At 41.2% G+C, this 26132-nt stretch carries 23 protein-coding genes and 1 tRNA gene; 2 read left to right on the forward strand and 22 right to left on the reverse strand.

Annotated elements, in window-relative coordinates:
* Positions 1-12 precede the first annotated feature (12 nt).
* The 10 genes from BN2425_RS22005 to ychF all read right to left on the reverse strand — a co-directional run bounded on the left by BN2425_RS22005 (position 13) and on the right by ychF (position 9415).
* A tRNA-Lys gene (locus BN2425_RS22005) sits at positions 13-88 on the reverse strand.
* A 124-nt stretch (positions 89-212) separates the two neighbouring features.
* Entirely contained in the window at positions 213-1505 is a 1293-nt protein-coding gene (locus BN2425_RS22010) for an adenylosuccinate synthase (RefSeq protein ID WP_042464228.1), read from the reverse strand.
* 243 nt (positions 1506-1748) lie between these two features.
* Positions 1749-3101 (reverse strand): replicative DNA helicase, encoded by a 1353-nt coding sequence (dnaB, locus tag BN2425_RS22015; RefSeq protein ID WP_042464230.1) that lies wholly within the window; start codon positions 3099-3101, stop codon positions 1749-1751.
* Between the two features lie 233 nt (positions 3102-3334).
* Positions 3335-3784: a 50S ribosomal protein L9 gene (gene rplI / locus BN2425_RS22020; RefSeq protein WP_042464232.1), complete on the reverse strand. Its 450-nt coding sequence runs from the start codon at positions 3782-3784 to the stop codon at positions 3335-3337.
* Positions 3781-5754 carry a DHH family phosphoesterase gene (locus BN2425_RS22025; RefSeq protein ID WP_042464234.1) on the reverse strand — a complete coding sequence of 658 codons (1974 nt, stop codon included), beginning with the start codon at positions 5752-5754 and terminating at the stop codon, positions 3781-3783. Before BN2425_RS22025 ends, rplI begins: the two co-directional genes overlap by 4 nt.
* 105 nt (positions 5755-5859) lie before the next feature.
* Positions 5860-6807, reverse strand: a complete 948-nt coding sequence (locus BN2425_RS22030) for a YybS family protein (protein WP_235714716.1) — start codon at positions 6805-6807, stop codon at positions 5860-5862.
* A 163-nt stretch (positions 6808-6970) separates the two neighbouring features.
* Positions 6971-7210 carry a 30S ribosomal protein S18 gene (gene rpsR / locus BN2425_RS22035; protein WP_007088219.1) on the reverse strand — a complete coding sequence of 80 codons (240 nt, stop codon included), beginning with the start codon at positions 7208-7210 and terminating at the stop codon, positions 6971-6973.
* A gap of 47 nt (positions 7211-7257) precedes the next feature.
* The gene (gene ssb, locus BN2425_RS22040) at positions 7258-7764 is read right to left on the reverse strand and encodes a single-stranded DNA-binding protein (RefSeq protein WP_042464237.1); all 507 of its coding nucleotides are present in this window, start codon (positions 7762-7764) and stop codon (positions 7258-7260) included.
* 69 nt (positions 7765-7833) lie between these two features.
* The gene (gene rpsF / locus BN2425_RS22045; protein ID WP_042464239.1) at positions 7834-8121 is read right to left on the reverse strand and encodes a 30S ribosomal protein S6; all 288 of its coding nucleotides are present in this window, start codon (positions 8119-8121) and stop codon (positions 7834-7836) included.
* Between the two features lie 193 nt (positions 8122-8314).
* On the reverse strand, positions 8315-9415 hold the full coding sequence (gene ychF / locus BN2425_RS22050) for a redox-regulated ATPase YchF (protein WP_042464241.1): 1101 nt from the start codon (positions 9413-9415) through the stop codon (positions 8315-8317).
* 323 nt (positions 9416-9738) lie between these two features.
* Between ychF and BN2425_RS22395 the strand changes: the two genes are divergently transcribed.
* Entirely contained in the window at positions 9739-12372 is a 2634-nt protein-coding gene (locus BN2425_RS22395; protein ID WP_081798168.1) for an SH3 domain-containing protein, read from the forward strand.
* A gap of 38 nt (positions 12373-12410) precedes the next feature.
* On the opposite strand, the gene BN2425_RS22085 is transcribed toward BN2425_RS22395, so the two are convergent.
* The 3 genes from BN2425_RS22085 to BN2425_RS22095 form a co-directional block, all read right to left on the reverse strand.
* Complete coding sequence (locus tag BN2425_RS22085; RefSeq protein ID WP_042464243.1) at positions 12411-14417, reverse strand: molybdopterin-dependent oxidoreductase; 2007 nt, start codon at positions 14415-14417, stop codon at positions 12411-12413.
* Positions 14418-14490: 73 nt separating this feature from the next.
* Positions 14491-14688: a DUF951 domain-containing protein gene (locus BN2425_RS22090; protein WP_042464245.1), complete on the reverse strand. Its 198-nt coding sequence runs from the start codon at positions 14686-14688 to the stop codon at positions 14491-14493.
* Between the two features lie 16 nt (positions 14689-14704).
* Positions 14705-15586 carry a mechanosensitive ion channel family protein gene (locus tag BN2425_RS22095; RefSeq protein ID WP_042464247.1) on the reverse strand — a complete coding sequence of 294 codons (882 nt, stop codon included), beginning with the start codon at positions 15584-15586 and terminating at the stop codon, positions 14705-14707.
* Between the two features lie 221 nt (positions 15587-15807).
* Here BN2425_RS22095 and yyaC point away from each other — a divergent pair, with 221 nt between their 5' ends.
* Entirely contained in the window at positions 15808-16422 is a 615-nt protein-coding gene (gene yyaC / locus BN2425_RS22100) for a spore protease YyaC (RefSeq protein ID WP_042464249.1), read from the forward strand.
* A 54-nt stretch (positions 16423-16476) separates the two neighbouring features.
* Here the strand turns inward: yyaC and BN2425_RS22105 are convergent, their stop codons facing one another.
* The 9 genes from BN2425_RS22105 to spoIIIJ form a co-directional block, all read right to left on the reverse strand.
* The gene (locus BN2425_RS22105; RefSeq protein WP_042464251.1) at positions 16477-17190 is read right to left on the reverse strand and encodes a DUF554 domain-containing protein; all 714 of its coding nucleotides are present in this window, start codon (positions 17188-17190) and stop codon (positions 16477-16479) included.
* Positions 17191-17279: 89 nt separating this feature from the next.
* The gene (locus BN2425_RS22110; RefSeq protein WP_042464253.1) at positions 17280-18137 is read right to left on the reverse strand and encodes a ParB/RepB/Spo0J family partition protein; all 858 of its coding nucleotides are present in this window, start codon (positions 18135-18137) and stop codon (positions 17280-17282) included.
* Positions 18130-18891, reverse strand: a complete 762-nt coding sequence (locus tag BN2425_RS22115; protein WP_042464255.1) for a ParA family protein — start codon at positions 18889-18891, stop codon at positions 18130-18132. The genes BN2425_RS22110 and BN2425_RS22115 overlap by 8 nt, the downstream gene beginning before the upstream one ends.
* Before the next feature lie 281 nt (positions 18892-19172).
* Positions 19173-20036, reverse strand: coding sequence for a nucleoid occlusion protein (gene noc, locus BN2425_RS22120; RefSeq protein ID WP_042464257.1), 864 nt, complete (start codon positions 20034-20036; stop codon positions 19173-19175).
* A gap of 150 nt (positions 20037-20186) precedes the next feature.
* Entirely contained in the window at positions 20187-20903 is a 717-nt protein-coding gene (gene rsmG / locus BN2425_RS22125; protein WP_042464259.1) for a 16S rRNA (guanine(527)-N(7))-methyltransferase RsmG, read from the reverse strand.
* A 103-nt stretch (positions 20904-21006) separates the two neighbouring features.
* Positions 21007-22899 carry a tRNA uridine-5-carboxymethylaminomethyl(34) synthesis enzyme MnmG gene (mnmG, locus tag BN2425_RS22130; protein WP_042464261.1) on the reverse strand — a complete coding sequence of 631 codons (1893 nt, stop codon included), beginning with the start codon at positions 22897-22899 and terminating at the stop codon, positions 21007-21009.
* A gap of 48 nt (positions 22900-22947) precedes the next feature.
* Complete coding sequence (mnmE, locus tag BN2425_RS22135; RefSeq protein WP_042464263.1) at positions 22948-24333, reverse strand: tRNA uridine-5-carboxymethylaminomethyl(34) synthesis GTPase MnmE; 1386 nt, start codon at positions 24331-24333, stop codon at positions 22948-22950.
* Between the two features lie 280 nt (positions 24334-24613).
* On the reverse strand, positions 24614-25240 hold the full coding sequence (jag, locus tag BN2425_RS22140; protein ID WP_042464265.1) for an RNA-binding cell elongation regulator Jag/EloR: 627 nt from the start codon (positions 25238-25240) through the stop codon (positions 24614-24616).
* The gene (spoIIIJ, locus tag BN2425_RS22145; protein WP_042464267.1) at positions 25237-26013 is read right to left on the reverse strand and encodes a YidC family membrane integrase SpoIIIJ; all 777 of its coding nucleotides are present in this window, start codon (positions 26011-26013) and stop codon (positions 25237-25239) included. The genes jag and spoIIIJ overlap by 4 nt, the downstream gene beginning before the upstream one ends.
* Positions 26014-26132 lie beyond the last annotated feature (119 nt).

Genomic DNA, 26132 nt, shown 5'->3' on the forward strand with positions numbered 1-26132 from the left:
TATTTTTTTAAATGGTGAGCCATGAAGGACTCGAACCTTCGACCCTCTGATTAAAAGTCAGATGCTCTACCAACTGAGCTAATGGCTCGTTGCTGAATACTTGTCTCAGCGACGTTTTTTATATTATCATGAATTTGTCATATTGTGCAATACTTTTTTAAAAAAACTTTAAAAATATTTCATGCCCTCTAAAAAAGAGGGCATGTATATTGTTAGATTTGTCTCCATGGGCTGCGGACCACATTGGTTTGATTACGATCTGGGCCAACGGAAAATGTTGTTAACGGAACTCCAGTAAGCTGGGTGACACGTTCCACATAATGGCGGGCATTGGCAGGCAACTCATCTAGAGACTTGCAGCCAGTAATATCCTCAGTCCAGCCAGGAAGCTCCTCATAAATCGGTTCACACTGTGATAAAATCTTTAAGCTTGCAGGATACTCCGTAATAATTTCATCCTTATAACGGTAAGCTGTACAAATTTTCACCGTTTCAATCCCTGTCAACACGTCAATTGAATTGAGCGAAAGGTCCGTTAAACCACTGACACGGCGTGCATGACGAACAACCACACTGTCAAACCAGCCGATCCGGCGCGGACGACCAGTTGTTGTGCCGTACTCACGGCCCACCTCACGAATTTGACTGCCAATTTCATCATGAAGTTCAGTCGGGAACGGACCGTCGCCGACACGGGAAGTATAGGCCTTACAAACCCCAACAACGTGAGTGATTTTGGATGGCCCTACGCCTGACCCAATTGTCACACCACCGGCAACCGGATTGGAGGAAGTAACAAATGGATAGGTACCTTGGTCAATATCGAGCATAACACCCTGGGCACCTTCAAAAAGGACCCGTTTGCCTTCATCCAAAGCATCATTTAATACAACTGAAGTATCACAAACATACTGTTTAAACTGCTGCCCATATTCATAATACTCGTCCAGTATATCTTCTTTCTTGAAGCCCTCTGTTTCATAAATCCGTTCGAACAGACGATTTTTTTCAGCCAGGTTTTGTTCCAGCTTTTCTTCAAAGACTTCACGGTCAAGCAAGTCTGCGATCCTGATACCGACGCGCGCAGCCTTGTCCATATAGGCAGGGCCGATTCCTTTTTTCGTCGTTCCAATTTTATTAGCGCCTTTACGTGTTTCTTCCACCTCATCCAGTTTTAAATGGTAGGGAAGAATGACATGGGCCCGGTTGCTGATACGAAGATTATCTGTTGAAATTCCTCTTTCATGCAAATAGGCAAGTTCCTCAACTAGTGCCTTGGGATCCACAACCATACCATTGCCAATCACACTAATTTTCTCTTTATTAAAAATCCCTGAAGGAATCAAATGCAATTTGTACGTTTCCCCATTAAACTTAATGGTATGTCCAGCATTGTTTCCTCCTTGATAACGAGCAATTACTTCTGCATTTTCAGAAAGAAAATCTGTTATTTTACCTTTTCCTTCGTCTCCCCATTGCGTACCGACCACGACAACTGATGACATAAAGGCACCTCCGAAATTTTATAATGGACCAATAGGAAAGTCTCCCTTTTCTATCGGTGATAAACACTATCTCCGCCTCATATCAGGCATTTTCTCAATATTTTTTTATTAACACCACCATAGTTTATCAATTTTATCCAAAAAAATCAATTAAACACGAACATTTTATATTAAACTAGTACTTTTGTTCGTAAAAATAGTAAGCTATGAAACACAAAAAAGGAGCCAGATACACTGACTCCCTTAAGCCCCTGGAGCATCATAACGAGTCTCCAGGTTAACGAATTTATTATATTCTTTGACAAATGCCAATTGTACAGTACCGGTCGGACCATTACGCTGCTTGGCAATAATAATTTCAATAATATTTTTGTTGTCTGATTCTTTATCATAATAATCATCACGATAAAGGAAGGCAACGATATCGGCATCCTGCTCAATACTACCTGATTCACGAATATCGGACATCATCGGACGTTTATCCTGACGCTGCTCGACACCACGAGAAAGCTGAGATAAGGCAATAACCGGAACTTGAAGCTCACGGGCAATCTGCTTTAATGAACGGGAAATTTCGGAAACCTCTTGCTGGCGGTTTTCTCCAGACCGGCCACTTCCTAAGATAAGCTGCAAATAATCAATCATAATCATTCCTAGGCCATGCTCCTGCTTCAGACGGCGGCATTTAGCCCGAATCTCATTTACCCGTACACCAGGGGTATCATCAATGTAAATACCAGAACTTGCGAGGCTACCCATAGCCATGGTCAGCTTGCCCCAGTCCTCATCAGTCAGAGACCCTGTACGCAGGCGCTGGGCGTCAATATTCCCCTCTGCACAAAGCATACGCATAACCAGCTGTTCCGCGCCCATCTCAAGACTGAAGATAGCCACTGTTTCTTGGGCTTTAATCGCTACATTTTGGGCAATGTTTAGTGCGAAGGCGGTTTTCCCCATTGATGGACGGGCACCAACGATAATCAAGTCATTGCGCTGGAAGCCTGCTGTAATCTTGTCAAGCTCCGCAAACCCTGTAGGAATACCGGTAATATCTCCAACACGGTTGTTCATTAACTCAATATTATCGTAGGTATTAACCAAAACATCCTTGATATTTTTAAATGCACCGGCGTTTTTTCGCTGGGCGACTTCTAAAATACTTTTTTCAGCATCACTTAACAGAGTTTCAACTTCATCTTCTCTGGTATATCCATCTGTTGCAATAGTGGTAGCTGTCCGAATCAGCCTGCGCAACAGGGACTTTTCTTCGACAATTCTAGCATAATACTGCAGATTGGCAGCGGTCGGTACAGATCCTGCCAGTTCACTTAAATAACTGACACCGCCAACATCCTCCAGCAATTTAGCCGCGGCAAGTTCCTCAGTAACGGTAACAAGGTCAATCGCCTTTCCCTCATCATTTAACTTCAGCATCACATGGAAAATTCTTTGATGTGATGCCCGATAAAAGTCTTCAGGTATTAAAATTTCTGAAGCAACTATCATAGAAGATGGTTCTAGAAATATTGCTCCGAGTACAGCCTGTTCTGCCTCAATATTTTGTGGAGGCATGCGGTCTGCAAATAAATCATCCATGTATCAAAACCTCCTATTAAAGGGAAAAAGTCATTTTGCAATGAAAACTGCTTTTTAGTAAATTTATTTTTATGATATAGCCTAAAAGAGGCGCTTGTCCAAAATGGAATCAAAGAAAAAAGTGACCAGTTTATACCGATCACATTTCTATACTGCTTCTATTTCATTTTATCATGATTAGTTAAAATTTGAACTGGCAATTTTTTTGTATTTCCAAAGTACGATTTAAAGTGTTATTTTACTTCCTTGACAGAAACTGTTAACGTAGCAGTTACCTCATGATGCAATTTAACAGGAACCTTTGTATGCCCAAGCGTGCGAATGGCGTCGTCTAGCTCCATTTTTCGTTTATCGATTTTTATGCCATGTTTCTTTTGCAGCTCTTCTGCGACTTGTTTCGTTGTAATCGAACCAAACAACCTGCCGCCTTCTCCAGCTTTAGCTGTTAACTCAATGGTGATGGCATCCAATACTTCCTTTAGTTTTTTTGCATCTTCCAATTCCTCAGCAGCAGCTTTTTCTTGCTTTTTCTTTTGCCCCTCTAAACTGCTAACATTTGCATTGGTTGCCTCAACTGCTAATCCTTGCTTTATTAAGAAGTTATGTGCATAGCCATCTGCAACATTCTTTACTTCGCCTTTTTTCCCTTTTCCTTTAACATCTTTTAAAAATATGACTTTCATTCTTGTTTACTCCCTTCAAAATAATCATCAATCGCCCGTTTTAACCTTGCTTCTGCTTCATCAATCGTCATACCAGTCAGCTGTGTAGCTGCATTAGTCAAATGGCCGCCTCCCTTAAGACTTTCCATAATGATTTGCACATTGACGTTGCCTAAGGACCGGGCACTAATCCCAATCAGTTCATCATTGCGTTTGGAGATTACAAATGAGGCAGTGATTTTATCCATTGCTAGTAACGTATCTGCAGCCTGTGCAATAATGACTTGGTTATAGTGTTCTGTTTCATTGCCCCTGGCAATGGCGATTCCATCACGATAGAATTTAACAGACTCAATCAGCTTGGAACGTTTGATAAACGTGTTCACGTCTTGTTTTAGGAACTTTTGAACGAGGATTGTGTCTGCACCATGTGCCTTCAAATAGGAGGCAGCATCAAATGTCCTCGACCCTGTCCGTAATGTAAAACTTTTGGTATCCACGATAATACCAGCTAATAGAGCAGTTGCCTCGATTACTTCAATTTTACCCCGTTTTGGCTGATATTCAAGAAATTCGGTCACCAATTCAGAAGTAGAGGAGGCATAAGGCTCCATATAGACTAGCAAAGGATTAGCGATAAAGTCTTCGCCACGGCGGTGATGGTCAATAACCACGACATTATCAATTTTCTTTAGCAGCCGTTCATCCATCACCAGAGACGTTTTATGGGTATCCACTATGACAAGCAATGTTTTATCACTGGCTATTTCCAACGCACTTTCCGCATTAATGAATCTTGAATACAGTTTATCTTGGCTGCGAATCTCTTCCATTAGCCTTGAAACACCTGTATCCATCTCATTCGCATTAATAACAATGTAGGCATCTTTTTGATTCATCTGGGCTACTTTGTAGACACCAATACTGGAGCCAACTGAATCCATATCCGGGTTTTTATGGCCCATGATAATTACTTTATCACTCGCTATAATTAAATCTCTTAACGCATGAGAAATGACCCTAGCCCGGACTCTCGTGCGTTTCTCTACAGGGTTTGTTTTTCCACCATAGAATTTCACCTTGCCGCTTGGATGTTTAACAGCGACCTGGTCACCGCCTCTTCCTAAAGCTAAATCCAAGCTTGATTGAGCAAGTAATCCCAATTCAGGGAGTGAAGATGCTCCTGAACCGACTCCGATACTTAAGGTAAAGGAAACATTTTGCTGGGAAGTTTGTTCCCTTACATCATCCAAGATGGTAAATTTGTTTTTTTCAAGTTGGCCAAGAATTTGCTCATTAAAGACCGCAATAAATCGCTCTGAATTAATTCTTTTTAAAAACATCCCATTTTCATTCGCCCATTTATTCAATATAGATGTTACTAAATTATTGATGCTGCCACGCATTTGGTCATCCATACCCTGAGTTAAATCATCATAATTATCCAGAAAAATGATGGCAATCACAGTGCGGTCTTCTTGGTATTTCCGCTCGATTTCCGCCTGCTCCGTTACATCAAAGAAGTAAAGGAGCTTCTCTTCACGCTTATGGACTACACGGAATTTCCTGTTATTTAATGTAATAATATGAGTTTCTGCTTCCTGTTTGAGCAGCTGGGCTAAATTATCTGCAAGATCATAGAGGGACTTGCCAACCAGCGTATCTTCATCAAAATAGGAAGATAAAAATGGGTTCGTCCATTCTATAGCATAGTCATCATTTATGAGCATAATCCCAATGGGCATTTCCAGCAGTGCTTCCTCGCCCACCTTTTTAACCCGATAGGAAAGTGTGGAGATATACTCCTCCACCTCTTTTCGCTGCCGCTGTTCAGTAACAAACATAAAATAGAGCGGAAAAAACATTAATAGTAGACCAGCGAGACTTAAGATCCAATTGTATAAAGACAGGACGATCAGTAGTACTACTGTAACGCCTATTAACCCGTAGAATGGGTAACGAATGGATCGTTTTTCTAAAAATGCAGGCAAAGTTTTTCAGCTCCTAAATCCAGTAGTCGTTAAACGTTCGAAAAAGTTTCTATATCCTATTTCAACTCACCATTTAATCAGTATATGTACGTCAAAATAGACCTCCTATAGACTATTTTTCCCTAGCTTCTTCCTCATATCAAATCCTAAATCAATTATACCTAATATCCCTATAATATAAAGAAAAATCGGAATAATGAAGGAGGCAATTACCAAAACTACCGAAACTGATTTCGATATTCCTTTTAAATCGAAAAAGTAAAACAGAAACGTATACCCTTGAAACATCATTAAGAATTGCAAAATATAAGTTAAATTGAGTAGGGTTGCATGAAGATAAGTGCCTTGCTCTGGGTGCAGCAGGAGACTTGCTGTCAATGTTATGAGCAGATACCATAATATACTCTTTGGCAAACTAAGATCTTTAAAGGGCTTCCACTTTTGAACTTCAATACCAAATCGTTTGACAATCGGAAAAGACACTAATTGTGTAATATAGGATATAACCACTGATGAAATAACAAATAAAGTGGGAATTAATGTACTGATCATGGATAATGCTTTTTTATATTGCGCTACTGTTTTATCCGCTTCGGCTCCCTGACCAAGGTTCTTTAATAAGTCAGCCGATGTCGTTAATGATTCTTCCATCATGTCCATCATTTGCTTAATAATGTCCACTTTAAAAAAGGCAACACTGACGGCATAGACACCTATAATATTCACAAGAAATACGAGGGATGCAACCAGAAGAATCATTACCCTGTCTTTTTTCTTTTGGATTAAATAGCCGATAACTGCACCAGTTGTTCCATACGCTAAAGCCAATGGCAATGAGGTAAGTGATCCTACAATCATAGAAATAAATAGTGAAGCAATCACAAATACGATTGTTATTTTCCAATCATTCTTTGCAGCAAAGATGATGAACGGAACGGCTAAAAATAAATTTACAATCATTCCAATCAGAGGTACATAAATCGTTATTAATAATAGTACAGCAAAGACTGCTAAGAGCATCGCTCCTTCAGTCAGTAAACGGGCATTCTTCACTTTTCCACCTCTTATCACTCTCAATACCTATCTCTTTATTTTATCTAGATAACTGTATGTATTCAACTAACAAAAATGTGGACAATTCTCATGTCCTAAACAAATTCCCCCATATTACAAAAAAAAGCAGCTGGGCGGAAGCCCAAACTGCCTTCTTTATCTATTACTCGCCCGCAACGAATGGCAATAAAGCCATTTGACGTGCACGTTTGATAGCAACAGTTAATTTACGCTGATATTTAGCGCTTGTACCTGTTACACGACGTGGTAAAATTTTACCGCGTTCAGAGATGAATTTTTTTAGTAAATCAACATCTTTATAATCGATACGAGTGATGCCATTTGCAGTGAAATAGCAAACTTTGCGGCGTTTCGCGCGACCGCCTTTACGTCCACCTGCCATGGAATTTCCCTCCTTTATAGTTTATATCCGAACCTTTCAGGCTTACATTAGAATGGAAGATCATCATCGGAAATGTCAATTTGACCGGCTCCGCCGAATGGATCATCATTAACCTTTGTATAGCCTGGATTGTTAGAAGGACGTTGATTCTGATTACCGCCACCAAACGGATTCCCTTGAGGCTCCATTGGTGGAGCTCCGTAAACATCATTGTTCCTGTTGCCGCCGCCTGAAGCATTCCTTGGTTCAAGGAATTGAACACTATCTGCTACGATTTCAGTGAAATATTGACGACGTCCCTCTTGCTCGTAAGTACGAACTTGAATTCGTCCATCAACACCAGCCAAACTGCCTTTTTTCAGGAAGTTAGCCACATTCTCAGCTGCTTTTCGCCAAACGACACAGTTGAGAAAGTCGGCTTCCCTTTCACCGTTCTGATTAGGAAATTGGCGGTTTACAGCAAGAGTAAACGTAGCAACAGCCACACCATTTGGTGTGTATTTCAGTTCTGGATCTTTGGTTAAACGGCCAACAAGCACGACGCGATTTATCATCAGAATCAACTCCTTTTTCCAGAATATGTTTCACGTGAAACACATTCAAAATTTAATATATCTTTAAACTTAAGCTTCTTCTTTAATTACGATATGACGAATGATATCTTCGCTGATTTTGGCAAGACGGCCAAACTCTTGTACTGCTGCAGCAGAAGAAGTAGTCTTCACGATTTGGTAGTATCCGTCACGGAAATCATTGATTTCATATGCAAGACGGCGTTTGCCCCAATCTTTGCTTTCAGCAGCTTCCGCGCCATTTTCAAGAAGAATGTTGTTAAAGCGCTCTACAAGAGCTTTTTTAGCTTCATCTTCAATATTTGGACGGATGATGTACATGATTTCGTACTTATTCATCACAGTCACCTCCTTTTGGTCTAGGCGGCCCACATGTGTGGGCAAGGAGCAATTATTCATTACTCACAAGTTGAAAGTATAGCACAAAGAAACAGGAAAAGCAATGTTACCTTCCTGTTTTTCGTTTTATCGCCTTATTTTATTAGTTTCTGATAACCTTGATTGTTGATTTTCAAACACAGATATTAAAAAATTAAACATTAAATCGGAAATGCATGACGTCTCCGTCTTGAACTACATAATCTTTTCCTTCTAAGCGGACTTTACCTGCTTCTTTTGCAGCCTGATGACTTCCGGCAGCAACTAAGTCATCATACGATACGGTCTCTGCTCGAATAAATCCCCGTTCAAAATCAGAGTGGATAATACCGGCACATTGCGGAGCTTTCATCCCTTTTTTGAAGGTCCAAGCTCGGACTTCCTGCACACCAGCAGTAAAGTAAGTAGCAAGACCCAGCAGATGATAGGCAGCACGGATTAATTGGTCAAGTCCTGATTCCTCAATTCCTAACTCTTGAAGGAACATTTCCTTTTCTTCCCCTTCAAGCTCGGCAATTTCCTCTTCAATTTTGGCACAGATCACGATTACCTCGGCATTTTCATTAGCCGCATATTCACGGACTTGCTTCACATACTCATTTTCAGATGGATTTGCTACATCATCTTCGCTGACATTCGCTACATAAAGAACTGGTTTAATCGTTAAAAGATGTAAATGTTTAGCAATTTTTAATTGGTCTTCGGTGAATTCAACAGAACGCGCGGGTTTTTCTGCTTCAAATGCATCACGGAGTATAGACAGCACTTCAAACTCCGCCATTGATTCCTTATCCTTTTGCTTTGCCATCTTCTCGACACGGCCAATCCGCTTTTCTACCGTTTCCATATCAGCCAGAATTAACTCTAAATTGATGGTTTCAATATCAGAAATCGGATCTACCTTTCCAGATACATGGGTAATATTTTCATCTGCAAAGCAGCGAACTACCTGACAGATTGCATCTACTTCACGGATATGGGATAGAAATTTGTTTCCTAACCCTTCGCCTTTACTTGCACCCTTCACAATACCGGCAATATCGGTAAATTCAAATGCAGTTGGGACGGTTTTTTTCGGTTGGACCAACTCGGTTAATTTTTGCAAACGTGCATCTGGTACCTCTACAATCCCTACATTGGGATCAATTGTACAGAAAGGGTAATTCGCTGATTCCGCTCCTGCTTGCGTAATTGCATTAAATAATGTTGATTTGCCCACGTTTGGCAAACCTACAATACCTGCTGTTAATGCCATTGTCGTTCACTCCTTATAAAAAAGTATCTATTTTAACTGGTAAGTTGCCGATATATAAATAAACAAGCCTTTCACAATTATAGGCATTTACAAAGGAAATGACAAGAATGACCCATTATATTTAACACCTCAGATAAACACCAGGTGTATATTTAAAATCTTATAATCATACAAAACAACCTATTATTTTAGCAATTTTCTACAATGTTTCCCAACTTTTCTAGTAAATATGGTAAAATTTATTATAAAAACTACTACTTTTGTCATTATTTAAGGAAAAACCATACATATTTGTAGAAAGAATCACTTATTGGAGGAGAGTAATGAGAAGGACAAATGAACTGCAACAGAGCAGAAGAACAACCCATCCCCATGGATCAAAAGGGGTTATTAAAAAAGCGATAATTCCAACATTTTGTTTTGCTGTACTATCTACAATTGCTTATGAAGAGGCTGTATTTGCTGAAGCAAATCCAACTGCTGGAGTAAACAGCCAGGTTTCTAATACGGTGAAGTATGTAAAGCTAGCCAGCGGCTCATTAAATTTACGGAAAACCGCTTCAACAAGTTCGCCCATTCTCGCCTCGCTTACGAATGGAACAGCTTTAACCGTCCATTCGGAGGCAAATGGCTGGGCCCATGTTCAGGTCAATGGCATTGACGGCTATGTCAACACCGCTTTTATCACTGCAAAGAGCAATACATCTGCACCTGTTACTACAGTAAAATACGTCAACATAGAAAGTGGCTCGCTAAATCTTCGGGATCAGCCGGCAGCAAGCGGTTCTATCCTTGCCAAACTTGTGAAAGGAGCTGCCGTTACTGTCTACTCTGAAGCGAATGGCTGGGCAAAGGTTCAAGTAAACGGGAAACAAGGATATGTAAGCACTGAATTTTTATCAGCGCAAAGTCCAGGCTCTACACCGGCACCACCCCCAGCTCCAACTGTCGTAAAGGATAAGTATGTTAATGTTAGCAGCGGTTCTTTAAATATGCGCAATGGCAGCTCACCAAATGCATCGATCATTGTCAAGCTGGCAAAAGGGACTGCTGTAAAAGTGTACTCTGAAGTAAATGGCTGGGCGAAAGTAGAAGCATATGGAAAGACCGGTTATGTGAGTACTGACTTTTTATCGGATACACCACCGAATTCTAACAGCACATCAGCTTCCCCTAAACCGGCACCGCAGTTGACAACAAAGTATGTTAATGTCAACTCAGGGTCAAGTCTGAATGTCCGTTTGACTCCTTCAACCAGTTCAGCAGTCATTGGAAAACTTGACGCTCAATCCGAAGTCCAGGTAATCTCCGAAACGAATGGCTGGGCAAAAGTACAACTGAACGGGAAAGAAGGTTTTGTTAGCTCTAGTTTTCTCGCAGCCGTCAAGCCAGGTTCAGCTGTCCAACAACCGGTACCGCCAGCAGCCATTACTAAGTACGTTAATGTCAATGTTGGCTCATCATTAAATATGCGCAAAAGTACGGCAGCAAATGCATCCATATTAGTGAAACTAGCCAGAGGACTGGAGGTCAAAGTGCTCTCTGAAGCGAATGGCTGGGCAAAAATTGAGGCATATGGACAAACGGGCTATGTAAGCACTGAATTCCTTTCAGCAGATAAGAGTCTTGGAAAACCGGCTAACAACACAACGGAGCCTAGTACACAGCCTGCTCCAAATGGAGAACAAAGTCCAAATCCAAGCACAGAAACCGGATCACCTGCTGAGCCTCAGCCAAGTCCAGGAACGGGAGATTCCCCTGCAACAGGGCCCATTTCTTCACCAGACCAAGACCAAGAGCAGCAAAATCCAGCTCAGATAACTAAATATGTCAATGTCATTTATGGTTCCAGCTTAAATATGCGCTCTAACCCTTCCACTAGCGCTGCCTTAGTGACAAAGCTAGCACGTGGAACCATTGTCAACGTTGAGTCTGAAGAAAACAATTGGGTCAAGATTACGGCAAACGGAAAAACTGGCTACGTCAGTGCCCTATACTTATCGGATCTTCCACCATTTAATCCTAATACAACTAACAGCAGCGTTGAAAAAGTCATGGAAAGTTATAATATCAGTCTAAACGATATGGTGAAGCTGCAAATGGCAGTTGACCCGCAAACAGATAAGTCCTATAACACCTTTATCAGGGCTGATGCTTTAACGCCAATTACACCTGCAACAGGTATTGTGAATGGGACAGGCTGGAACTTGCGGGGAGGAGCAGGCACAGAGTATTGGACAGTCGGTCAAGTTAAAAACCAGGACACACTTCAAATACTGGGCGAAGCCACTGATGCCAATGGGATTAAGTGGTATCAGGTGGCATACAATAAAACCTGGGTTAATGCCAGTCCGGATGATGTTACCTATTATGTAAATCCCAATAACTTCACAAACAGTGCCGTTGATTCATTGCAATTCCTTAAATTGTCGGTAACTGCTAATTTAGATGCAAAGGAAGTAAATGAACGAGTCTTAGCTGGCAAAGGAATTTTACAAGGCACTGCCGCCACTTTTATCACAGCTGGAATGACCTATGGAGTTAATGAAATGTATTTGATTTCCCATGCCTTATTGGAGACTTCTAATGGGACATCGGAGCTTGCTAAAGGAGTCTTATACAATGGCAAGGTGGTTTACAATATGTATGGAATTGGTGCTTACGATAACAGTGCCGTAGCCAGCGGTGCCCAATTTGCCTATAATGCTGGATGGTTCACACCCGAAGAGGCTATTATTGGCGGAGCACAATTTATTGCCAACGGCTATATAAATGCAGGGCAGGATACCCTTTATAAAATGAGATGGAATCCAGCTTCAACTGCACAAAAAGGTTATGCATCCCACCAATATGCATCCGATATCGGCTGGGCGGCTAAACAAGTGTCACAAATATATAATCTTTATAGTTTATTAGATTCATATAAACTTGTATTAGAGATTCCAAAATACAAGTAAAAAAAACGGGGCGATCCATGGAGGAGGCCCCGTTTCTTTTATTCTATTTTTTCTAGATTAACCAAACAATCGTATAATGTGCTGCCAAGCCCATTATCGGATTCAGTGCTGGAGGTTAGCTGGTTTACCGAGCCCCCAAATTTTCTCCAAATTCCTTCATCGATATTAATGGTATTAGGATGGGCTTGAGGGAGAACAGAGATAACCCCTTGAACTTCACCCCTGTCATTCCATACCCTCACAACGTCGCCGGTTTTTAAGTTGCGGTCATTTGCAATATTTACAGCAATTTCCACTTTCAATTTTACACGATTGCCTAACAAATGATAGTTTTGCGAGTGGTTAGAACGCATGGGATGAATGGTCAGCAAACTGTATGGATATTTCTTTGCCAAAGCAGAATTCCGCCATTTTGATTCTTTTGGGACAGCTAATGTTAACTTTCCATTCCCGGTTTTGAGCTCGCCGAGATAGGAGGTGAATTCAAACTTTCCCGATTTAGTTATAAATTTTTTATCTTCCCATGGAATTTTCTTTACTGGTAATTCCATGAAATGTCGCTCTTTTAAATTTTCTAGTGTATACCCTTTTTCCTCTAAAGGTTTTAGTGTCATCTTTAACCATTCTTGTCTAGTAAACTGAAAATCAGCACCAAAGCCAAGCCTGTCCGCCAGCTGGGACCAAATCCATAAATCAGACTTCACTTCACCCGGTGATGGAACCAGCTTGGGGCCATAATTCACATAGTGATGGTACATGGAGGAATAATAAATATCTTCTTCCTCGAAGGCTGTGGCTGTCGGCAGAACATAGTCTGCCAGTCTAGCGGTATCTGTCATAAATTGATCAATGACCACCAAAGTATCAACCGAGGAAAATGCCTTTTCTGCCACATTGGTATCAGGTAATTGGTTCATCGGGTTTCCACAGGTCACGATAATCATTTTAATTTCGGGACTTTTTGCTTCCAAAATTCCTTCTGCCTGCTTCATAATCGAAAACTGCCGGTGGCTTTGCTTGCGGTTTGTCAATGTCAGCTCATCAAACGCAAAGCTTTGGCCAACTTGAAGATTGGCATAATTCGCTCCGCCGCCAGCTATTCCAATATTTCCGCTAACGGCGCATAGTGCGTCAATTAACCGAATGGTGTTTCCGCCATTTTCATATCTTTGCATGCCAAGGCCCATAAAGGTGGACACCGGCCTGTCAGCATAGACATTTGCCAGCTCCGTTATTACTTCCCGTGGTACCTCTGTCATGTCCACAATTTCGTCAAGCGACACGCAGTTTATCAAAGAAACCAGATCCTTAAACCCATGAGTAAACTTGTCAATGAATTCCTTGTCTTCCAGCCCTAATCGCAACAGTTCTTTGATAATACCTGCAGCAAGAATTCCGTCCATTCCCGGCCTTATTGTAATATGGCGATTTGCTAGTTTAGCTGTCGCATTGAACAGCGGATCAATGACATAAAGACGGGCGCCATGTTTCTTTGCCTCGAGAAGTTTTTCGTAAAAATGCATATTGGTCCTGGCGACGTTTCGCCCCCAGATTATGATTGTTTTACTATTTAGCACATCTTCCGGTTCATGACTTAAAGCATTACCAAAATCCCATTTTTGTGCTTCAATCCCAGAACCCCAGCACAGCGAACCATAAATTTCTGTTACCCCGCCAAAACAATTAAAAAACCGCTGATCCAGGTTCTTTAGGATTCCGTTATTCGCATAATCATGACTATGCAGAATAGCAGTCGAGCCGTACATTTCCTTTATTTGTACCATTTCAGCTGCAATCTCATCAAGAGCCTGTTCCCAAGAAATGGGTTCAAACCGGCCATTTATTTTTTTTAAAGGAAAAGTCAGCCGCTCAGGCGAGTTGGTTCTCGCTTCGAGCATCCGGCCGCGGGCGCAAATTTTCCCTTGTGTAATCGGATGATCTGGGTCGCCCTCTACTTTGGTTACCCGGTCATTTTCTATCGTTACATGAAAACCACAGCTGTCCCAGCAATTTAATGGACATGCCGCCTTACGGACTATGGCCAACTCCTCACCCCCAAATAATTACTATTATTATTTAATAAGAATACTATCATCCTAAAAAAAAATGAAGCATGAACTACTCCTCATGCTTCACCAATATTTTCTTCATTTTCCGGGCAAACTCTTTTCTAGGGATTAAAACACTATGACCGCAGCCTTCACATTTAATCCGGATATCCATTCCTAGCCTAATGATTTTCCAACGGTTAGTGCCGCATGGATGCTGTTTCTTCATCTCGACTACATCATTGATTCCAAACTGTTTTTCCTCCATTCGCTAACATCCCCCTTTATATACCAGATTCTTTTAATTGTTCCTCTCTTGACAGCATAACCATTCTTGGATAAGGAATTTCAATTCCTTGCTCATCTAAATAAAGTTTTACATCTCTTCTAATCTTTCTAGCAACGGCGCCATGCATCATTGGCCGGGTCTCAGCCACAATCCGAAATACCACTTCTGATGGGCTCAAGTTTTGAATTCCCAAAAGGTCAGGCTGCTTTACCAGTTCTTCGTATTTATCCGGCAAAGTATCCAGTAATTCACTTAAAATCCTTTCAGCCTTTTCAATATCCTCCTCATAGGCAATTCCAACATCGACAATTGCTAAACTATTATGAAGTGAAAAGTTGGTAACCTCTGTAATACTGCCATTTGGCAAAATATGAACCTCACCTGTCCAGTTTTTTATTTTTGTTGTACGGAGGCCAATTGCTTCAACGTCCCCTTCAAACTGGTTAATTCGGATGTGGTCTCCTACAGAAAACTGATCTTCAAATATAATAAAGAATCCTGAAATAATATCTTTCACTAAACTTTGTGCACCAAAGCCAACTGCCAAGCCAACGATTCCAGCACCAGCAAGCAATGCCTTTACATCAATATTCATGACAGACAGAATCATCATAATTGCGATGAAATAAACTACATAAACAACCACATTATCAAGCAATCTTGCCAATGTTTCTTCCCGCCGGACATTTGTGCTGAGCGGCGATAAATTTCTAATCCTAAAAACGTTGCGTATGGCCACCTTAATAATTCGAATCAAGACATTTGCAACAAGGAGAATAATTAAAATTTTTAGCAGACCTTCGCCCAAATGGAGCCAAGTATCTTCGTTTTGAAACTTATTAAGAACTTTCTGCATGCTTTTTTCTGTAAAACTCATGTAAGCACCTTCCTTCATTTTAAAAAATGACCAATTTTAAGAATTGTTCAGCTCAGGTGCCCAAGCACTTCGCTTTTTCTTTTACTATTTTAGCAATTTTTCTCGGTAGAGAATAGCATTGTGTATTTACTTTTTCTTCCAAGGTAATGTATAGAATTCTATTATTTTCCGTATACTGTTAAAGCATATTATCGGATTTATAATGTTAGGGAGTGGACTTAATGAATCTCAAATCCAAGTTATTTGATCGGAGTGGCAAGGTGCAATTCATGCATGATGATTTCCACGCTGCTGAAAACCTTGCTGTTGAATTACTAGAGCACCTGCCAACTGTGACAAGCCGTCCCATTGTTTTCATTTGCATTGGCACGGACCGCTCCACAGGCGATTCATTAGGACCACTTGTTGGAACATTATTAGAAGAAAAAGGGCTTAAGCAATTTTCCGTATATGGAACTTTAGATGACCCAATTCATGCGGTAAATCTAGCTGAAAAATTAACCGAGATTCAAACCAAGCATATTGACCCTTATATTATTGGCATCGATGCCTGCCTAGGACGCATCAAAAATGTCGGAATGATCCAGTTAGGAGCCGGCCCCGTTAAGCCTGGTGCAGGAGTAAATAAGGAGCTTCCTGCCGTCGGCGAATTGCACATTACCGGCATCGTTAATGTTAGTGGATTCATGGAGTTTTTTGTGTTGCAAAACACCAGATTAAATCTGGTCATGCGCATGGCCAAAACCATTGCAAATGGCATTTACGAAGCCAGTTTAATGCATCAACGGCAAAGCTGGGCAGAATTGAAATGGGCTGAAGAAGAGAGAACAAACTAATTCAGGTTTAGATAATAAAATGGGAGCATCATAGGTGAATGCTCCTTTTTTCGTTCAGATTACTGTTTGGTAAAGATATACAATTGTTACACAAATACCAACTACTAGGATGCCCGGCAACAGATTTGCTACCTTAATCTTTGTCAAACCGATCATATTTAACCCGATGGCAAAAATCATGATGCCACCAGCAGAAGTCATCTCCACAATGAATTGATCCATTAGTACCTTAGGCACTAACCTGTCTATTTGAGTGGCGAATAAGGCAATTAAGCCTTCATAAAGCATAACTGGAATAGCGGAGAAGATGACTCCAATTCCTAATGTGGTAGTTAGAATTAACGCCGTAAACCCGTCAATAACAGATTTAGTATAAAGGACATCATGGTCGCCGCGAATCCCACTGTCAAGAGCACCAATAATTGCCATAGCGCCAATGACAAATATGAGTGTGGCCGTGACGAACCCTTCTGAAATACTGCCTTTGTCACTTGAACCAACTTTTCGTTCTAACCATTGTCCCAATTGATTTAATTTTTCCTCTAAATGAATCCATTCCCCAATAACAGCCCCTGCTACTAAGCTAATAATCACAATCAGGAAGTTCTCTGATTTCAGCCCCATTTGCAATCCTAAAACCATAACAGACAAGCCAATTCCATACATGACAGTTGTTTTCATGCTTTCCGGAATCCGATTTAACAGCTTGCCAAGCATAGTCCCGATGATAATCAACAATCCATTTACCAGTGTACCTAATAAAAACATGCTGTTTTAACCCCTCTTAGAATTGTCTAGCTCTAGCGCCCTAGCGCTTCCGCTTTTCTCATAAAAAAATAAACCACCCTTAAGATGGCCTACTCTGATTCCTCTTGTCCCAGCATTTCTAATATCCGCTCCAAGTCTTCCTGGGAGAAGAATTCAATTTCAATCTTACCTTTATTTTTACTTTTATTTTGTTTAATATTAACAGTTGTTCCAAACCGCTCCCTTAAGGAATGCTCTCGCTCTAGTAGAAAAACATCCTTTTTCTTTTCCGGCTTTTTTGTTTCACGTGGAACACTTTCATTTAATTCCTGAATCAATTTTTCAAGCTGTCGTACATTTAGTGATTCCTTAATGACTTTTTCCACTAGACTTGGCAGCTTGCCTTTCTGCCTTAGACCTAATAGGGCACGGCCATGGCCCATGGTAATTTTCCCTTCGGCAATGAGCACTTGAATTTTTGGCGGAAGAGAGAGGAGCCGAATATGATTAGCAACATGGGGCCGGCTTTTGCCTAATCGTTTTGCTACTTCTTCCTGGGTCAGTTTCAAATTCTCCATTAAAGTTTGATAAGCTTGTCCTTCTTCAATCGGATTTAGGTCTTCCCGCTGCAGATTTTCCAGCACAGCCAGTTCCATCATCTGTTGCTCGGAAAGTTCCCGGACCACTGCAGGAACAGTTCCCAGCTTGGCCTCCTTAGCAGCGCGATAACGGCGTTCCCCAACCACAATTTCATAGCCTTTAATACTTTTTCTAACCACAAGCGGCTGTAAAATTCCATGCTCGAGAATCGAAGCTTTTAGTTCGTCAATTGCCTCTTGGTGAAAGGTTTTTCGAGGCTGATAGGGATTAGGACGGAGATCCTGTACTTTAATCTCCTGGACTGTTTCCTCTTTACCAGGTTCCATGCTAAAGAAAGCATTCAAGCCTTTTCCTAAACCTTTAGCCATTTGCGACCACTTCCTTTGCTAAGTCTAAATATACTTCAGCACCGCGGGACCTGGAATCATATGTAATAATTGGTTCCCCATGGCTTGGAGCCTCACTTAGACGCACATTTCTTGGAATGATGGTTTTATAGACTTTATCCTGAAAGTACTTTTTCACTTCTTCAATGACTTGGATACCTAAATTAGTTCGGGCATCCAACATCGTTAACAATACGCCTTCAATTTTTAAATCCTGGTTAAGGTGCTTTTGAACGAGTCTTACCGTGTTCAATAACTGGCTAAGGCCCTCCAAAGCGTAGTATTCACACTGAACTGGAATTATAACCGAGTCGGAAGCAGTAAGGGCATTCAGCGTTAATAGTCCTAATGACGGTGGACAATCAATAATAATATAATCAAACTGATCTTTTACTTCCTCCAGTGCCCGCTTTAAACGAACTTCTCTGGAAATAGTTGGAACAAGTTCGATTTCTGCCCCTGCTAACTGTATAGTAGCCGGTATAGCAGATAAATTTTCAATCGCTGTTGGCCGAATTACATCCTTCGCTTCCACATCATCTACTAATACATCATATATACATTGGTCAACTTCTGCCTTTTCAATGCCAACACCGCTCGTAGCATTTCCTTGTGGGTCTACGTCGACTATTAAGACTTTTTTGCCTATAAAAGCTAAGCAGGCGCCTAGGTTGACAGCCGTAGTCGTTTTACCGACTCCGCCTTTTTGATTCGCGATAGAAAGGATCTTACCCACGATGTCACCTACCCTTTTAATTCTCCAAAAATTTTAATCTTGAATCCTAGTAATTTTTAAAAATGACGAGAATTTTGTCACTTTTTGTCCAACAGAATAATATTTAAACACCATTCCTTTATTTTATCATGAAATGATAAGCTTGGAATTTTTTTTCGAAAAAATATTCATCCAGTCAAGCAATTATTTGTCATTCATTAGCATTTCCCGAGGAATAGTGAGAGCGGTGAAGGCAATAAAGAAGAGGACAGCAAAAAAAGCCATCCTCTGAAATGAACTGTTTACTTTTTCTTAGGAATTCGAATTGTAAATTGGTAAAATTCGTCGAATTCTTGTTCTTCTGAATCTAAATTTATTCCGCTGTCGCTGACCATGTTTAACGACTGGCGAATCGTATTAACGGCGATTCTCATATCCTTGCTGAAAGCTTTCCGCTTTGGCTTTGGCTTGTCGGTTTTTTGTTCCAAGAACTTAACTACCCGTTCTTCAGTCTGTTTCACGTTCAAGTTTTTCTCGATTACTTCTCCGAGCAAAGCAACCTGCTTTTCCGGGTCCTTCAGCGGTATCAACGCACGGGCATGCCGCTCAGTTATGACTTTATTCAATAACGCATCTTGAACTGGCTGCGGCAATTTAAGCAAGCGCAGTTTATTGGCAACAGTAGACTGACCCTTTCCGAGCCGCTGGGCTAATGCTTCTTGGGTTAAGTTATGCAATTCCAGCAGCTTGCCATAGGCAATTGCTTCCTCAATTGGAGATAATTCTTCCCGCTGCAGGTTCTCGATTAGCGCGACGGATGCTGTCTGAGTATCGGTAAAATTTTTAATAATAGCTGGTGCTTCCGTCCACCCAAGCTTTTTCATAGCCCGCCAGCGGCGTTCCCCGGCAATAATTTCATATTGATTCGTATCAAATTGCCTGATGACAATAGGTTGGATAATTCCGTGTATGTGAATCGTTCTGGATAATTCTTCAATTTTGTCTTCATCAAAAACAGTTCTAGGCTGGAACCGGTTAGGAACGATTCGATCAATGGGAATCTTCTGGATTTCCTCGTTCTTTTCGAGATTTAATTCTTCTTCAAATTCGACCGTTTGTTGTTCTTTATCACCAAGACCAAAAAAGCGTGTAAACGAATTCTTCATCCCCAACACCACCTTTACGAAAACTCCCTATTACTTATTCTCTATATACAAATGTTCTTCCTGCCTAAGGATATCATTTTTCCTTTATAAAAGTCATCCCCTTCCACAGGGGATAGGCTGGCAGGTTCCCCAAATATCTTCATTGATTGCTTATTCAATTGGTGTTTTATTTGGCGTTCCAGGCTTACGCGGATATTTTTTTGGGGTAGGCTTTTCCTTTTCAATCACTATGACAGTTCGTTCAAAATTTTCAATTGGCAGGGTAAAGGTAAACTTTTGTTCCAGTTTTCCCCCGAGAACATAAATGGCCTTTTTAGCAGCTGCCAATTCTTCATCAGCATTTACTGCCTTTAGGGCTACAAAATGCCCACCTTGCTTTGCTAGTGGCAGACATAATTCACTAAGCACTGACATTCTTGCTACAGCTCTTGCAGTCACCACATCAAAACTTTCACGGTATTGCGAATTGGACCCAAACGTTTCCGCCCGGTCATGAACAAAATAAACATTGTCTAGCTTCAGGACATCAGCAAGATGGTTTAAAAACTGAATTCGTTTATTCAATGAATCTACAATGGTTATTTTAAGATGGGGAAAAACAATTTTTAATGGAATACTCGGAAAACCAGCACCGGCACCGACATCACAAATATGAATGGGTCTTGAAAAATCAAAATAAAAAGCAGCCGAAATGGAGTCATAAAAGTGTTTTAAATAAACTTCCCCTTTTTCAGTAATCGCGGTTAAGTTTATTTTTTCATTCCATTCCACCAACGTCTGATAATATGTTTCGAACTGGTCCAGCTGCTGTTCTGTAAGGTTGATTCCTTTTTCTCGAAGACTTGCGGCAAATTGGTCGCTATTCATTCTTATTCCTCGCTAACCTAACCATGCTTGGCGCCCGGCTGCACAGACTGGGCGCTTCACATTAGTTAATTTATTCTATACAAGCTGGTTTTCCAGCATATATTTAATTACTTGCCACTCTTGCAATTTTGCCCTGTTCTAAATAAACCAACAGGATGGAAATGTCCGCGGGATTGACTCCGGAGATTCTCGACGCTTGTGCAAGGGTTAATGGCTGGATTTTCTTTAGCTTTTGTTTTGCTTCATTGGCGAGCCCAGAGATAGCATCATAATCAATATTTTCTGGAATTCGCTTATCTTCCATTTTCTTTAATCGTTCAACCTGCTGTAATGATTTTTCAATGTAACCCTCATATTTGACTTGTATTTCCACTTGTTCCTTAATTTCATCATCTAATGGGGCTTCTGATGGTGTAATGGACTCAAGCATGGCATAAGTCATTTCCGGCCTCTTCAGTAAATCAGAGGCACGAATACCATCCTTTAATTCACTGCCGCCGATTGATTTAATCAAATCCTGAAGCCTTTTATCGGATGGCTTGAGGATGGTTTCCTGCAGTCTTTGTCTTTCTGCCTCAACCGCTGCTTTTTTAGCTAAAAATTTCGAGTAACGTTCATCTTTGATTAAGCCAATCTTATAACCAACTTCAGTCAGTCTCAGGTCAGCATTATCGTGGCGCAGCAGCAGCCTATATTCAGCTCTCGAGGTGAGCAATCTGTAGGGCTCATTGGTCCCCTTGGTAACCAAGTCATCAATTAATACACCTATATAGGCATCTGATCGGCTTAGTACCAGTTCCTCGCGGTCAAGTGCACGTAATCCCGCATTAATACCTGCCATAATTCCCTGCCCTGCGGCCTCCTCATAACCCGAGGTACCATTAATTTGACCTGCTGTATAGAGATTTTTGACTACCTTTGTTTCTAAGGTTGGCCAAAGCTGAGTCGGCTTGATAGCATCATATTCAATGGCATAGCCGGCACGCATCATTTCTGCTTGTTCCAAACCAGGGACCGTTTTTAAGATCTCTTTTTGAACATCTTCAGGGAGGCTAGTTGATAAACCTTGAACATAAACTTCTCTTGTGTTTCGGCCTTCTGGCTCTAAGAAAATTTGATGCCGCGGTTTATCACTAAACCGGACCACTTTATCCTCAATAGATGGACAATAGCGAGGACCCGTTCCTTTAATCATTCCAGAATACATCGGTGAACGATGCAGGTTGTCATTAATGATTTGATGTGTTTGCTCACTGGTATAGGTTAACCAGCAGGGGAGCTGGTCGGTAATAAATTTTGTTGTCTCATAAGAAAATGCCCTCTGCTCTTCATCACCAGGCTGAATTTCCGTCTTGCTGTAATCAATCGTATTACTGTTTACCCGTGGCGGCGTACCTGTTTTAAATCGAACTAGCTCAAACCCAAGCTGTTCTAAGTGTTCTGACAACCGAATGGATGGCTGCTGATTATTAGGACCACTTGAATATTTTAATTCTCCGATAATAATTTCGCCGCGTAGGAAAGTACCGGTCGTAATCACCACTGTTTTGGCATGGTAGATTGCACCAGTTTTTGTTATGACGCCCGTGCATATTCCATCCTCGACAATTAGTTCTTCAACCATCCCTTGCAGCAAAGTTAAATTCGGTTCTTCCTCGAGTGTTTTCTTCATTTCATGCTGATAAGCAAATTTATCGGCCTGTGCTCTTAATGCACGCACTGCAGGGCCCTTTCCAGTATTAAGCATGCGCATTTGGATATACGTTTTATCGATATTTTTGCCCATTTCTCCACCGAGCGCATCAATTTCCCGGACAACTATCCCTTTAGCCGGGCCGCCTACGGAAGGGTTACATGGCATAAAGGCCACCATATCCAAATTAATTGTGATCATTAACGTTTTGGCACCCAGTCTTGCCGCCGCGAGGCCCGCCTCACAGCCAGCATGGCCGGCACCGACGACAATAACGTCAAAGTTTCCTGCTTCGTATTGCATGGTTTGTTCCTCCTTTTTCCGCAGCCTCGCGGAAAAACTCTTTCTATTCTATTTTCCTAAACAGAATTGAGAAAATAATTGATTAATCAGGCTTTCATGGACCGTGTCACCAATGATTTCTCCTAGCAGCTCCCAGGTTCTGGTCATGTCAATTTGAATAATATCTATCGGTGTTCCCAATTCTACGCCTTCCAATACATCCTCAATTGCTTGGAGGCTTTGATGCAGCAACGCAATATGTCGGCTATTCGATACATACGTAACATCCTTGGCCTCGATTTGGCCGCCAAAGAAAATGGCTGCAATAGCTTCTTCAAGCTGATCGACACCTTGGTCTTCCAACAGTGAAGTAGTGACCACCTTGCGGCCTTGCGCAAGCTGTTGGACTCTTTCCAGATCAATTTTCTGAGGCAAGTCCGTTTTATTAACAATGATAATGACATCCATTCCTTCAATGGCTTCAAATAGGTTTTCGTCCTCTTTGGTCAGTTCATCGGAATAGTTCAATACGAGTAAAATTAAATCCGCTTCTTTAAGGACCTGACGCGAGCGCTCTACGCCAATCCGTTCCACAATATCTTCTGTTTCCCTGATTCCGGCCGTATCCAGCAGTCTAAGCGGCACGCCGCGTACGTTGACATATTCCTCAATGACATCCCGCGTTGTTCCCGGAATATCTGTTACAATAGCCTTATTTTCTTGAACAAGGCTATTTAGTAGGGATGATTTGCCCACATTAGGCCTTCCTACGATAACAGTTGAAAGTCCCTCTCTCAGGATTTTCCCTTGCTGTGAGGTCTGCAGCAGTTTGCTAATTTCAACTCGTACATACTGTGCCTTTTCCTTCATCATTTTATGGGTCATTTCTTCGACATCATCGTACTCAGGATAATCAATATTCACTTCTACCTGTGCGAGGACCTCTAAGATTTCTTGACGCAATCTCTGAATCAGTCTCGATAAACGTCCTTCCATTTGCCCAAGTGCCATATTCATCGCTTTATCTGTTTTGGCACGAATTAAATCCATTACTGCTTCGGCCTGCGATAAGTCAATTCTTCCGTTCAAAAACGCCCGCTTCGTAAATTCACCAGGTTCAGCAAGCCGTGCACCTGACCTTAGTACCAACTGGAGGACTCGATTTACAGAAACAATCCCACCATGGCAATTGATTTCTACTACATCCTCTTTCGTAAATGTTTTTGGTCCTTTCATAACCGAGACCATAACCTCTTCAACCACTTGCCCTGTCTTAGGGTCATTCAAGTGACCATAATGAATCGTATGCGATGCCACTTCAATCAACCTTTTACCACCGACACCGTTAAATAGTCTGTCCGCAATCGGTATCGCATCAACACCACTTAACCTAACTATCGCAATGGCTCCTTCTCCCATCGGAGTCGAGATTGCAGCAATCGTATCCATCTCCATTTTTTTCACCTCACTAAAAAAACATCTTATTTATATACACACACATAATTTTTTTGCAAAGTATAAAGATATCATAAAAAAGCCAGCTTTTGGAGCAAACTGACTTATCCACAACAAAATAAAAGTCAAATTCTATTTTAACTTATCCACATGTGAATAACAACAACATGAATTTTTTCCGACAGTGGATATCCCCGAAAAAATGAAACAAGAGAAATAAAATCGACAAAAAAAGACACCCTATTTTTAGATAGGATGTCTTTCCTTGTGACTTTGTATTTTATTTATTTTTTATTGGTGAAATTACCACAAAACGATGAGGTTCCGTTCCATCCGAGAGGGTTTTTACCCGATTGTTTTCAGATAAGGCGCTATGAATGATTTTTCGTTCATAAGATGGCATCGGCTCTAAAGCAACATCTTTGCCTGTTTTGACCGCCTTTAGGGCTAGGCGGTTTGCCAACTGAATCAGAGTATCACTTCTTCTGTTGCGATAATTCTCTGCATCCAAAACCACCGTTAAAAACTGTTCTGAATTGCGATTAATTACTAATTGAGTCAAATATTGAAGCGAATTTAACGTTTGTCCCCGCTTCCCAATCAATAAAGCAATTTTCTCACCAGAAAGGACTAAATTAACCTGTTTTCCTTCCCGCTTAACATCAATCTCCACGGGTGCCCCCATCGACCTGCTGACTTCTTGGATAAACTTCTTTGCCTCATCAATTGGGTCAATTTTTAATGTCACTTTCACAACTGCTGGCCGTGACCCAAAAATGCCGAAGATCCCTTTTTTACCTTCATCAATGACATTAACTTCTGCGCGGTCTTTGGTGGTATTCAATTGAGCTAAAGCTGATACTACTGCCTCTTCGACTGTTTGTCCTGTAGCAGTTACCTGTTTCACTTTTTTGCTCCTCCCGCTTTACCGGTGGCTGGTGCCCTCAATTCCGGTCCTTTTATGAAATATGTTTGCACAATTGTGAAAATATTCCCTACAACCCAGTACAGGGACAGAGCTGCTGGAAAGTTTAACGCAAAAATAACAATCATAATCGGCATCATCCAAAGCATCATAGCCATTTGCGGGTTTTGGTTCGTCTGACCGGCCATCATCATCTTTTGCTGGATGAAGGTTGTGATGCCCGCTACTATTGGTAAAATGTAATAGGGGTCCTTATCGCCTAAATCAAACCAAAGAAAATTATCTTGGGCAATTGCCCTTGTTCTGCTGATCGCATGATAAAAACCAATAAGTATTGGCATTTGGACTATTAGCGGGAAACATCCTGCCATCGGATTGACGCCATGCTTTTGGAATAGCGCCATCGTCTCCTGCTGCAGCAATTGCTGTGTTTTTTGATCTTTGGAGCTATATTTCTTTTTGAGCGCTTCCATTTCTGGCTGAAGAGCCTGCATCGCTTTAGAACTTTTCGTTTGCTTAATCATTAGTGGCAAAATAATCGTCCGAATAATAATTGTAACCACAATAAGCGATAATCCAAAGCTGCCGCCAAGCCAATCTGCCATGTGAACAATCAGCCATGATAATGGATAGACAATATATTCATTCCAAAAGCCCGTACTTTCTGCGGTTATTGGCTTATTAACTTCTGTACAGCCAGCCAGCAGCAAAAATACCGAAATAATCCCGAATAATAATAATATTCGTTTTTTCAACCAAGATTTCCTCCTCTATCTTCATGTATTATCAAGTGGGTTTTCAGCTTTATGTATAGTTTCATTTGCTATTTTACCATGTTCACCTCGAGCTTGTCTTCAACCTCTTGAGGTCGCGG

It is taken from the genome of Neobacillus dielmonensis, assembly GCF_000612665.1.
Classification (GTDB): Bacteria; Bacillota; Bacilli; order Bacillales; family Cytobacillaceae; genus Neobacillus; species Neobacillus dielmonensis.